At 41.9% G+C, this 13,211-nt stretch carries 8 protein-coding genes; 4 read left to right on the top strand and 4 right to left on the bottom strand.

From position 1 onward, the window contains the following. Nucleotides 1–38: 38 nt before the first annotated feature. From PHE37_RS07785 to PHE37_RS07800, 4 genes are all read right to left on the bottom strand, one after another. Complete coding sequence (locus tag PHE37_RS07785; protein WP_299995858.1) at nucleotides 39–2,405, bottom strand: PAS domain S-box protein; 2,367 nt, start codon at nucleotides 2,403–2,405, stop codon at nucleotides 39–41. Between the two features lie 33 nt (nucleotides 2,406–2,438). Further along, nucleotides 2,439–3,209: a GGDEF domain-containing protein gene (locus PHE37_RS07790; RefSeq protein ID WP_299995856.1), complete on the bottom strand. Its 771-nt coding sequence runs from the start codon at nucleotides 3,207–3,209 to the stop codon at nucleotides 2,439–2,441. A 125-nt stretch (nucleotides 3,210–3,334) separates the two neighbouring features. Continuing rightward, on the bottom strand, nucleotides 3,335–5,680 hold the full coding sequence (locus tag PHE37_RS07795; protein WP_300008385.1) for a bifunctional diguanylate cyclase/phosphodiesterase: 2,346 nt from the start codon (nucleotides 5,678–5,680) through the stop codon (nucleotides 3,335–3,337). A gap of 66 nt (nucleotides 5,681–5,746) precedes the next feature. Then, on the bottom strand, nucleotides 5,747–8,806 hold the full coding sequence (locus PHE37_RS07800; RefSeq protein WP_299995852.1) for an EAL domain-containing protein: 3,060 nt from the start codon (nucleotides 8,804–8,806) through the stop codon (nucleotides 5,747–5,749). A 150-nt stretch (nucleotides 8,807–8,956) separates the two neighbouring features. Between PHE37_RS07800 and PHE37_RS07805 the strand changes: the two genes are divergently transcribed. The 4 genes from PHE37_RS07805 (at nucleotide 8,957) to PHE37_RS07820 (ending at nucleotide 13,163) form a co-directional block, all read left to right on the top strand. After that, a complete protein-coding gene (locus PHE37_RS07805) occupies nucleotides 8,957–9,181 on the top strand; it encodes a hypothetical protein (RefSeq protein WP_299995851.1) in 225 nt (74 codons plus the stop codon). A gap of 58 nt (nucleotides 9,182–9,239) precedes the next feature. Further along, complete coding sequence (locus PHE37_RS07810; protein ID WP_299995850.1) at nucleotides 9,240–9,452, top strand: hypothetical protein; 213 nt, start codon at nucleotides 9,240–9,242, stop codon at nucleotides 9,450–9,452. A 173-nt stretch (nucleotides 9,453–9,625) separates the two neighbouring features. Beyond that, nucleotides 9,626–11,914, top strand: coding sequence for an alkaline phosphatase PhoX (locus tag PHE37_RS07815; protein ID WP_299995848.1), 2,289 nt, complete (start codon nucleotides 9,626–9,628; stop codon nucleotides 11,912–11,914). 79 nt (nucleotides 11,915–11,993) lie between these two features. Then, entirely contained in the window at nucleotides 11,994–13,163 is a 1,170-nt protein-coding gene (locus PHE37_RS07820) for a cytochrome c peroxidase (RefSeq protein WP_299995846.1), read from the top strand. Nucleotides 13,164–13,211 lie beyond the last annotated feature (48 nt).

Raw genomic sequence — 13,211 nt, forward strand, 5'->3', positions numbered from 1 at the left:
TTGATATTGAAGGGGGAATCCAAGAGTCATGAAGTCTGTTAACGGTCTAAACTGAAGAAAAATTTTTTTTCTTCAAAGAGTTTTAGACAGGCATCGACAACGGTTGTATCATACCATATTCCCCGTCCGCGTCTGATCTCATCCAGAGCCGGTTCAATCCCTAAGGATGCACGATACGGACGGTGTGATGACATGGCTTCGACGACGTCGGCAACGCAGATGATCTTTGCCTCTATGAGTATCTCTTCGTCTTTTAATCCTTGCGGGTAACCGGACCCGTCGATTTTTTCATGATGCTGTAAAATGATATCGGCGATGGGCCATGGAAATTTGACATCCTTGAGGATATTGTATCCTTCCTGAGGATGAGTCTGGATCAGCATGAATTCGATATTGTTGAGTCTGCCCGGTTTGGAGAGAATTTCTGCAGGGATATGGATTTTTCCTAAATCATGAATGATAGCGGCGAGTTGTATTCCGTGAATCTGTTCTTCGCTCAGATTCATCTCCTGTGCAATGGCGATTGCCAACTCACTGACACGATTCTGATGTCCGGCAGTGTAGGGGTCTCGTGCCTCTACTGTAGCGGCAATCGTTTGGATGGACTGTTCCAGACTTTCTCGAAGCAGAGTCACATGCTGTTCATGAAGGACACGGGCTCGTAAATTGATGATTCCGTAAGCGAGATCGCTGGCAAGTTCTTCGAGGAGCTTGATCTCTTCTTCATCAAATGCATTTTCTTCACTGGAATAAATACAAAGGGCTCCGAAGGTTTTTTTTCCATTTGTGAGAGGAAGTGCGATATTGGAAACATAACCTTGAGAAAGGGCCGTGTCCTTCCAAAATTGCAATCCGATCGAACACGCAATATTTCGACAGACTTGTGTCACTCCGCTTCGAATTGCGAGGGATACCGGTAATTGACCGTTTGGCGTGTCATCCCATGTTACATCGTTTGCCCAATTATGATTATCTGCTTTCATGCCTGCGGCAGCGACAGGAGTAAGGCTTTTTTGGGTATTTTCATCGGCATAGACAACCACGGCAAGGTTATACCCCGCTTGTTTAACGATAATATCGGTAACGTTTTGGAGTAATTCGCTTTCGTTTTTTGCCCGTACTAATGCCATATTTCCTGCAGAAAGTGTTTTGAGGGCTCGGTTGGCACGTTTTATGGATATCTCAGATTGCTTGCGTTCGGTGATATCCCTGTCAATCCCGCGATAACCTGCGAACGCACCGTTCTGATCATAAAAAGGGACTCCGCTTGTTTCCAATATTTTAATCGTTCCGTCTTTACAGACATTGGTATTTTCCAAGGTCCGAATCGGCGCTTGTTGGATGAGCATTTTTGTAAACCCTTCGCTTAGGCGCTGTGATTCATCCGGAAGCATAAAATCAAAAGGGGATTTCCCCAATACTTCTTCAGGTGTATATTGGAGTAATGTCTCAACTCTCGGACTGGCATACGTATAGCGTCCGTTTTGATCGACTTCCCATATCCAGTCGATGGAAGATTCGACGAGGGAACGGAATTTTTCTTCGCTTTGTCGTAAGAGTTCCTGACTTTTTTTCCGTTCCGAGATATCACGGATGATGCCTATCGCATTTAAACGACCTGAGATCTTAACGGCTGAGAGGGAAAGTTCGATCGGAAATTCCGTTCCGTCCTTTTTTAAAGCTGCTAGTTCAAGGGTCTTTCCGACTGCAGGGCCTTCTCCCGTTTTTTGGAAATGACTGAAACCGATATAATGAGCAGCGAGAAAACGTTCGGGTGTGAGCAGGTCATGAAGTGATTGTCCGATTGCTTCTTGCATCGTATAACCAAACATTTTTTCGGCGGCTTCATTCCAATACGATATTTTCCCTTCATCATCCATCATGAGAATAGCGTCTTGAGCGGAAGTCGTTATGCTGCGAAATTTTTCTTCACTGTCATTGAGGACCTGTTTCGTTTGCATGTGTTCCGTAATATCTTCGAGAAGGTGTACGGAATGGAGGTATTGGCCATTTTTGTCTTTTAATGGGTAAAACCGAGAACGGAAAAAAGTTTCGCCAACTTGAATCTCTTTTTCATCTCCATCAGTATAGGATTGCTCTAAAACCTGCAATGGTGCAAGGTTTTTTGGAAATATTTCAAAATAGGGACGTCCGATGATCTGGTTGAATGGGAGTCCGGCTAGTTTTTGATAGGCTCGATTGCAGCGGAGAATTCGAAAGTTTTTATCGTACATGAATATAGGATCGCCTACCACATCCAAAGCGGCTAACCACTCTTTATGGGCTTCTTCGATTTGTCTGCATGTCTCCGTCTCCTGAAGGATACGGCGTTCTTCAGATTCAGCCAATGCCCGTTGCGTTGCCGCAAGTTCTTTCTGTAGCTTTTCAATGGTATCGTTCATCATTTAGCTCCAGTCAAGGTCGTAAGAGTTGAAGGGTTATTTATTATTCTTATGTTTATACATGGATTTATCTGCACTTCCGATAACACTCGAAATATCTGCACCCCGGGTAAATGGGGCCAACCCGTAAGCGAAACTGATTTTAAACGATTGATCTTCCACTTTGAAATGGATTTTTTCATAATAACGGAGGAGCTTTTCCATTTTTTCTTCGATTTCAGGTGTATTGATATGGGTATCAAAGATAACGATAAATTCATCTCCTCCATAACGGACGACCCGACCTCCGGTCTCTTTGAGTTTAACTGTAAGATGAATGAGAACCTTATCTCCGATGACATGTCCGTAGGTATCGTTAATCTCTTTGAATTTATTTAAATCGATAAGTACGATCGTACCGCTTTCTCTCAAAGATAAGTGGTTATGATCAAGAACGGTGTCTTCAAACCATTTTCGATTATAACTTTTAGTAAGACCGTCCTCGTATACGATTTTTTGCAGCTCTTGAATCTCTTTTTGAAGTTTTTTTGTTTCGGATAAAACGGTAGCTAAAATAGCTTTGTTCTCGGTTTCTATGGCTTTAATTGCCTGGTCGGCACAATCGGCGAGGGTGATAACATGACGTACGATTTTTTCATCCAACATTTCACGTGTCAATAGTTCATCGGGTTTGAGTTCAACATCACGCGAATGTGCCGATTCTTGATAGAGTTTTCCATACAGGGCTGGAAATACAATTTTTAGATCTTTAATTGCTTCTTTGACTTCATTGGTTATTTCTATATGTTCTTGGTGCAAATTTTTCATCTTTTCTCATCGACATGTATCTAGTCAAGTTACTTCAAAACATTATACTGTGTTTCAGAGGGTTTAAATCTTTTCAATACCGAATAATTACAGATTAAGCATTAAATATAATAATGAATTTTATATTAGAGATCTTTGTAATGCAAAAGCAATGGTTTGATTTCAGAGGAAGGGATGGGTTTGTAATAATAGTACCCTTGTATCGAATCAATATCATTTTCGCGTAGAAACGTGAGTTCTTCAGCGGTTTCAACCCCCTCGGCAAGTACTTCCATTTTTAGCCCTTTGGCAAGTGCAATTATGGTTTTGACAATGGTTTGGTTTTTCGCTTCCGTGAGTATATTACGGATAAAGGAGATATCGATTTTGAGTTTGTCAATCGGAAGGTTTTTTAAGTATGAGAGGGAGGAATACCCTGTACCGAAATCATCAATCGAGATATTAAACCCTTTTGCTTTGATGACATCCAAAAGGGCTATCATTTTTTCAGGGTTTTCGAGAATAGAGGTTTCGGTAATTTCAAGTTCTATTAATGAAGGGTCGCACTCTGTTTCTTGAAGGATGCGATCAAGCGTTGCAAGAAAGTCGATATGGGTAAGCTGACGTGCCGAGACATTGATAGCTACTCGTCCAAACGACAGCCCTTCTTTTGCCCATTGTGAAGCAATCTGACATCCTTGTATCAAAACATATTCACCCAGTTGCAGGATTAATCCGCTCTCCTCGGCAATCGGAATAAAGACGGCAGGTGATATTGTTTCTTCCGGTGTCTTCCAGCGTAACAGTGCTTCAACACCGATGATATTTTCCGTATGAACATCAATCTGGGGTTGAAAATAGAGTTCCAGCTCATTGCTTTGCAACGCTTTTTTGAGTTGTGTTGCGAGCGTGGTACGGTAAAGCGCATTTTCGGTAAAGACAATATCGTAGAAGCTATAGGTATTTCTTCCCATATTTTTTGCGTTGTACATTGCCGCATCAGCTTTTTGAAGGAGCTCTTCGGCACAACATCCATCAGTCGGATACATCGCGATACCGATACTGGCAGTTATATACATATCTATCTCTTCGATATGAAACGGATTATTGAGTATATCGATGAGGTTGAACATGGTATTATGTATGATATTTTTATCTTGATGACATGATAAAAGGATAACAAACTCATCTCCACCGGTACGGGAAATAAAGGTGTCAGGTGGAAAAAGTTCCTGCAATAAATGTGTAATACGGATTAAAAGTTCATCTCCGAATCGATGGCCATAGGAGTCATTGACCTCCTTAAACCCATCCAAATCGAGGAAGAGAAGCGCAAACGGATGACTCTCTGTCCCTGATGTTTGAAGTTGAAGTGTTTCGATCAAACTCGTGCGGTTAGGGAGATCGGTGAGTGGATCATGGTGTGCCATATAGTCGAAATGTTCTTTGGCGTCGATAATTGCCTGTTCATATTGCTTGGCTGCCGTGATATTGCGATAGATTCCGAAAATACCGAATAACTCACCGTTTTCGGTACTAAGCAGCCCTGTTGTGACCCAATAAACGGGTCTGGTTCCGTTGGGCATAAGCATCATTTTTTCATGTTCACTCACAGATTTGTTTTCCAAGAGTTCGTTGTCTATTTTGTTAATGATGTCTGCTATTTCAGATGGGAAAATTTCATCGGCAGTTTTGCCTAATGCGTTAGCAACCGCAACACCTGAAAGGTGGGCAGCGGCTTCATTAAATACGATGTATCGTCTGTCTAGCCCTTTGATTACAATCGCATCGGGAGAACTGTTGATCAGTGAATTCAAGAGGGCGTTTTGCTGTTCCAGGCGGGCTTGAACCATCTTTTGTTCAGTGATGTCACGGGAAATACCAAAAAGACCGAATGTCTTTCTACCTTCAGTAAACAGAGGCCCTTTCGTAACCCAAAAGCTTTTTTGTATTCCGCCGGAGGTTATCAAATCTTCTTCATGATTATGGATTGCGCCTCCTAAGAGCGTTAAACGATCCATTTCCCGTATTTTTTCTGCTGCTTCAGTAGAAAAAAGGAGTTCATCCGTTTTACCGATAACTTTCTCCGGTGCAATATTTACAAGTTCGCCTGCGCCGGTATTAAACAATATGTATTTGCCTTCCATGTCTTTTGCAAAGATCGCATCCTGAGAACTGTTGAGAATCGTACTCAGAAGGATATCTTGCTGTGCAAGTTTCTCATGAGCCGCTGTTTGCTCGTTGATTCGTCGCGTAAATTGGATAAATCCCTTGTGTAGCAATCGATAGATTAAAATGAAGAGAAGTGAGGCGGTTAATACGATGAAAAACCAACCTTTATAATTTTGAAGAAGCGTGAGTTTATGGGGATTTTCCGCCGATAGTAATTCTACCACACTATCCGAAAAATAGATCCATATGAATCCGAAAAGGAGATAATAAACAGAGATTTTCAAAGCACTCTTTACGCTTTGTGAATCTTTTGACTCCATTCTATCCCTTTTATTCAAAGATCAATCATTATACCATAGAGAAAAGGATGTTTTTGATTGTACACTTTAGTGTTGTAATATCGACTCTACCTCTTTTTGTGGAATCGGTTTATAATAATAATACCCTTGTATCGAACCAATACCGTGTAACTGTAAAAATGCAAGTTCATCAGCCGTTTCCACCCCTTCTGCCAGAGGTGTCATTCCCAACCCTTTTGCCAAAGCAATAATGGTTTTAACGATAGTTTGATTTTTAGGCTCATGTGTGATATTCCGGATAAAGGATATATCGATTTTCAGTTTATCAATCGGAAGATTTTTTAAATATGAGAGAGAAGAATATCCCGTGCCAAAATCATCGAGTGAAATTGTAAAGCCTTTACTTTTAATAACAGTAAGAAGTGCAATCATTTTTTCGGGATTTTCTAGAATAGAGCTTTCCGTAATCTCGAGTTCTATCCATGATGGATCACATTGTGTTTCATGAATAATGTGTTCGAGTGTCGAAAGAAAATCAAGATGAACGAGTTGACGTGCTGAAACATTAATGGCGATGCGTCCGTTCAACAATTTGCTTTGTGCCCATTTTGAGGCAATGAGACATCCTTGGCGAAGGACGAATTCTCCTATCTCTTGAATAAGCCCCATCTCTTCGGCGATAGGGATAAAGATTGCAGGTGAAATCGGTCCATCCGGGGAAAACCAGCGCAATAATGTCTCAACACCGATGATTTCACTCGTATAGGCATCCACTTGCGGCTGAAAATATAGTTCTAAGCCTCCTGCTGCAAGAGCTTTTTTGAGATTGGTAGCAATCGTCGTCCGATACAATGCATTTTCGGTCAGAACGGTATTGTATAGGCTAAAGGTGTTTTTCCCCATTTTTTTAGCGTTGTACATTGCTGCATCGGCATGTTGGAGTAAATCTTCCGGAGTCAGAGCATCATTCGGATACATCGCGATCCCGACGCTGGCAGTAATGTAAACATCTGTTTCGTTAATATGAAAAGGGTAGTTTAAAATATTGACCAATTTAGTCATGATGGATTGTATAAGTTTCTGATCTTTTTGACAATGTAAAAGAATAACGAATTCGTCTCCTCCTGTACGGACGATAAAGGTTTCCGAGGGGAATATTTCTTGGAGTAATGATTTAAAATGGATTAAAAGAGTATCCCCGAAACGATGTCCGTAGGAATCATTGATTTCCTTAAATCCGTCCAGATCGAGGAAAAAGAGGGCGAACGGGTGATCTTCCATTCCTGATGTCTTCAATTGAAGTTTTTCAATAAGGCTGAGGCGGTTTGGAAGGCCGGTCAAAGGGTCATGATGCGCGATATGATCGTATCGTTCTTTTTCTTCGATGAGGCGGTCATTGTACATTTTTTGCTCGGTAATATCGACAAACGTAACGACGGATCCAATGACAGTCTCGTCTTGAATGATTGGAGAAACTGTGACGAAAACCGGAAAGACTGTTCCATCACTACGAATAAATGTCTCCTCTACATGCGCGGCATGTCCTTCGCTGACAGCTTCCGATATCGGACATTGGTTCTGATCGTACGTTACTCCGTTTTGATGGCGAAAATGGAAAAGGCTATGCGGTAGATTTCCCACAATGTCGTCACTTTTAAGGCCGAGCATATTGAGCCCTGCGGCATTAATATAGGTGCAGATACCCTGTGTATCAACCGCGTAAACCCCTTCGGCAATATTTTCAAAAATCGTATTGTGCTGAAGGAGGGTTAAATCGGCTTCTTTACGTTTGGTGATATCACGAGCAGATGCAAAGATATAGTAGTGATCGTTGATCATAATCCCTTGTGAATGGATCTCAACATCAATTTCAGAACCGTCTTTACGCGTATGTTTTGTCTCAAATTTAGCTTTTTGCATTTTGAGATGCTGCATCATCTCTTTGATTTTATCAGGATTAAAATGGTGATCCCAGTCGAATACGCTCAGTTGAGCGGCTTCATCATGTGTGTATCCTAACATTTCTGCAAAAGAATCACTGAAGAGTAAAAGCTTTCCATCCAGATCGTGGACATGAATACCGTCTGAAGCTGTGGAGAGAATTGTTTCGATTTGATCTTTCTGTTTTTTGATTTGATGTATTTGTCGTCGAAATACCCATGACATTGTTACTGCACCCAAAACGATTATCATCAGGATACCCATAATAATAAAGACATTTTGATGAATCAAGTCCGTAAGGGTAAGCGGTTTTGATTCAAAGGGATACGCGTGCAGTTTCTGCATAAGCTCACGGACACTTTTATAAGAAAGAGGGATTCCGAATTCATGGAAATCTTTCGATGCATCGGTATGGATACTGTAAAGTGCAACCGTAAAAGCTTTGACATCCTCATTTGAAGGATGCGTGGTTGAAGCAACCGCCCATTCGGGATAGAGCGGGGTTGAGTGCAGGTATGGGAAACCGTTGTTAATTTGAGGTGCTATGACACGAAACTCATTGAGTTTGATTTTCCCTTTATCCGCCATTTCTTCCAGATATCCGGTACGGACAAAGGCAACATCGGCTTGGCCGGATCGAAGTGTCTCTATGACTTTGTCGGTCGGCTGACCGGTATAGAGCATATGGCAATCGTGGAGGATATCAACTCCGGCTTTGGCAAGGACTTCTTGCTGCATAAGCATTGCCGCAGTCCCTTCTTTATGCGTTGTAACGATTGTTTTTCCTCGAACATCGGACAAGGTTTGAATATCATTTCTCTTTGACAGGGTAATGATTACTCCGCCGTAGCGGATCAAATGCTGACCATCCGCGGTTGTTTGCCGAATAATTGAGGCTATGTTGGTTATACCGAACTTGTACTCCATCTCAATGAAAGCCGCAGGATGGACAATAACGAAATCAAGTGTATTGTTTTGGACGAGCTTTTCGATCTCTTCTAATGAACCTGAGGTTAGGTTCACATCGAGTTGTGGATTAAATGCATGAATTTCATCCACTAATGGATGCCAAATCTGTTGATTTTCATCGATAGGGCGAAATGAGACGATACCTACATTTAAAATGTGATGGGAAGAAGGTGAAGATGCACTTGACGCTGACCCGTTCATTAATATCAGGGCAATTATAAAAAGGATGCGTCTCATTAAGATCCAAATTGTAAATATCGTTCATTTTAACATTGATTTGATTAAATGGCAGTTTAAAATTTATTTTTCTTATATCGGTTTCACTATTGTCCCGTTCTGGAACACTCTATGCAGAGACTTTTTTAATCAACTAAAAAGGATTGTTATATGGAACACCACGTCGTTATCGAAAAATTGTGCAGCTGCGCAAAAAAAGAGGGATTATCCCAAATCGCTACCTTTGAAGGGAAAGATGCTGCATTTGAAGCGGCTGAAATACAAATGGCGCACATGAACGGGAGCTTTTGTGGTAAACATACATTTCAGTTAGTCGAAGTGAACGACAATTTTGTCATCGGAATGGTTGGCGGCGGTTGCGGCTGTAAACATTAGTTGTTGCTATGGCACTAAAGCTTGCCTCATTCGAGACAGAATTATAGAAGGAATAATTATGGATCATCATGTTGTTGTAGAAAAATTGTGCAAATGTGCAATTCGAAAAAATATGCCTCAAATAAAAACGTTAGATGATAAAGAAAATGCGATGCGAATCGCACGTGCATGGGCGCAGGAGATGAATGAAAGCTTTTGCGGGCAGCATGCATTCGGTGTCGTGGAGGTGGATGATAACTATGTTATCACCGTCGGTGAGGGGAGTTATTAAGTCTCTTCAAATGTTATGTCTAGAAGAAGCAGTTCTATTGAGATTGCTTTTTTAACTAAAAAAAACTCTCATTAGTTTAAAATGATTACAGAAAGATAACATTACAGTAATAGATTCGTAATGCGTATTCTCTACTATTTTGGTGTAATGAAACACCAAATAAAGGGACTCCCATGCATTTACGGACTTATTCTCTTGCTGCAGCAACGGCTGTTTTAGGCGCATCGATTTTTGTTGGATGCGGCGGCTCATCTTCTTCTACCACTGCAAGTGTTCAAACCGGAACATTTATCGATAGTGCTGTCAAAGGGCTCTATTATGTCAGCGGTTCTACGACCGGTACTACAGATGAGAACGGTACGTTCAAATACGAATCAGGCAAAACTGTCAAATTCTATCTTGGACAAAACGGTGCTCTTTTAGGTGAGACAAACGGGTCGACTCTCGTAACTCCACTTGACCTTAGTGATGATGGAATCGATGGTACAAAAACAACCAATATGCTTCTCCTTCTTCAATCTTTGGATAATGACGGCAATGCCACAAATGGTATTGTAATCGATACTATAAAAGCTTCAAAAATCAAATCGCTCGATTTATCGGATGATGCGAATGTATCAAACTCTTTGACTGCTGCCGGAGCAACAGTTAAGACGTCTAATGAAGTTAAATCTCATTTCCGTGAATCTTTAGCGGAACTTTCAACTAAAGGTACCGTCCCTGCTACTGCTACGGTAGAGAGTACGGAGTTTATCGGAATGGAAGCTCCGACAACAGCGGATAAAATGGATCATATCTATTCAGAAGCGTATGTGGCTGTCAAATACAGCGACGGAACACGCATCATCCGTCCTATCGAGTATAAAACGCTTATGAACACGGGTGATGTGATCGGCGGAACAACGGTTGGTGCGATTTTGGATGTAAACGGTAACCCAATTATGGATACGAGTACGGCAACGGCAACTCCGTTTGTTTCAGATACTCCGGACGGTCAAAGTGTCATGCAAATCGGAAACACGATTCAAATGGTTTCACAATTTGAATACGTAACTTCGGATGCCGGCGGTGCAAGCCGATACGGCGTTTTACCGGCTATGATGAATCTTAGCCAGCTCGCGCAAGACACGAACGGTAATTTGAGTGTAACGTCAATCAAAAACATCGATACCAGCAGCGTCGGCGGATTATGGATTACGTGTGCGGCTAGTATGACTCCATGGACGACTCACCTCGGAAGTGAAGAGTATGAGCCGAATGCCTATAAAGTTGAATTAGGAACAGGATCCGGTACGGATGCACTGGATGGACCAAATGCCTACTTCGGCAACACTACGACAGCAAATGTGTATAACTATGGATTTATCCATGAGACTTCAGTAACAGCCGCAGGGGCAACAACCACTGCAAAACATTACAGCATGGGACGTTTCTCTCATGAGCTGGCGGAAGTTATGCCGGATAACAAAACGGTTTATTTCGGAGATGACGGCGATTACACTATGCTCTTTATGTACGTCGCCGATACTGCGGGTAATTTGAGTGCAGGAACGCTGTATGCGGCAAAATGGAATCAAATCAGTGATTCAACCGATCGTGCTGTTAAAGCAAATCTAACATGGATCAAACTCGGTCATGCTACCGATGCGGCGGTAAAAGCACTTATCGATAATAAAACAAAATTCAGCGATATTTTTGATACAGCAGGCGCTGCAACCGCCGGATACACAAAAATCAAAACCTATAAAGGGACGGAATACCTCAAGGTTAAATCCGGAATGGAATTCGCAGCAGCTTTCCTTGAATCCCGTCGTTATGGAGCACTTTTGGGGGCAACCAGCGAGTTTAACAAAATGGAAGGTGTAACCGTCAATGCCAAAGACAAAAAAGTCTATATGGCAATTTCATACATGGAAAAAGGGATGGCGACAAGCGCATCTGATCCTGTAGATGATATCCATGTTCCTGTTGAAAAAGCGGGTGCGGTGTTTGAACTTTCATTAACCAGCGGACAAAAAGATACACAAAATGCAGCCATCTCCAGTGATTATGTTGCTGCTAGCATGAATGCAATGCCTGTGTTGACTGGATTGACGATTGCTAAAGACGCATTCGGTAATACCGGTGATGTGAATAAAATCGCAAATCCGGATAATCTCAAATACTCAGAAAAAATGAGAACGCTCTTTGTCGGTGAAGACAGCGGTTTACATGTTAACAACTATGTTTGGGCATACAACGTCGATACGAAAAAACTTTCTCGTATCCTTTCTACGACTGTCGGAGCTGAAGCTACAGGTCTACAAGCTATCGATAATCTCAATGGACACGGGTATGTGATGTCGAGTATTCAACATCCTGGTGATTGGACAACTACCAATGCAACGGTACAACAAGCACTTGATGCCGTCGATAAGAAAAAAGCGGCTATCGGATACATGAAACTGCCTGTTATCCGCTAAAGGATAATGTCCCTTTCGGGGGACTCTTTTTTGACCAATAATCCTTCGTCGATTTTTGGTCAAAGAAGAGGAATCAAAAATGAAACAGATGAAACAACGGTATATAATAGGAACATTGAGTGCCATCGCATTTTGTATTATCGTAGGGTGCAAAAGCGATGCAACATCGGATACAAACACCACAACGACGACGCAAGAGGTAAAAATTACCGAAGCCGAAAAAATTGCTTTGGGCAAGGCAATCTTTTTTGATACGAATCTCTCCGATCCTGTAGGTCAATCGTGTGCGTCATGCCATTCGCCTGAGGCGGGATTTGCGAATCCAAATCACTCATTTCCGACATCGGAGGGTGCGGTTGCCGGATTATTCGCGGATCGCAATGCCCCTACTATCGCTTATTCACAGTATTCGCCCGAATTTTATTATGACGGGACCGGGTATGTCGGAGGGCAATTTTTAGACGGGCGTGCAGCGACATTGGAACTGCAAGCAGGCGGACCGCCTCTCAATCCTGTCGAAATGCACAATGCTTCAAAAGAGAGCTATATCAGCAAAATTGCACAAGCTCCTTATGCCGATGAATTTAAACGGATATACGGACAGAGCATTTTTGCTGATGAAAACAAAACGTATGCGGCTATCGGCGACGCGCTTGCAACGTATGAACGGACATCCCAACTCTCAAAATTTACCTCAAAATTCGATGCTTTCCAAAAAGGAGACGCGAATCTAACGGCTCAAGAGAAATTGGGGTTGGACCTTTTTATCGGCAAAGCCAAATGTTTTGTATGTCATCCTGTGGCTAATGAAGATTTGACGACGGTGCCGGCACTCTTTACCGAGTATGATTATGAAAATATCGGTGTTCCGAAAAATCCGAATAATAAATTTTATACCCTTTCAAGCGAGTACAATCCGGACGGAGCAAACTATGTTGATATAGGGTTGGCACGCAATCCGCAGGTAATTGCAGATGGGCGCGTAGCGCAAAGCAGAGGAAAATTCAAAACTCCGACGCTTCGTAATGTGGAGCTAACCGGACCGTACATGCATAACGGTGTATTTACGACACTGAAACAAGTGGTCTCTTTTTACAATACCCGTGATTCGGACCCTGCAAGGTGGGGAACTCCTGAAGTAGCTGAAAACGTCAATAAAGATTTTATCGGTGATCTCAAATTGACAAATGAGGAAGAAGATGCCATTGTTGCTTTTTTAATGACATTGACGGATGGATATACACATTGATTTGATGAATTTTGATTAATTTATATAGAAGGGCTGAATCGGTAAAAT

The sequence above is a fragment of the Sulfuricurvum sp. genome, from assembly GCF_028681615.1.
Taxonomy (GTDB): Bacteria; Campylobacterota; Campylobacteria; order Campylobacterales; family Sulfurimonadaceae; genus Sulfuricurvum.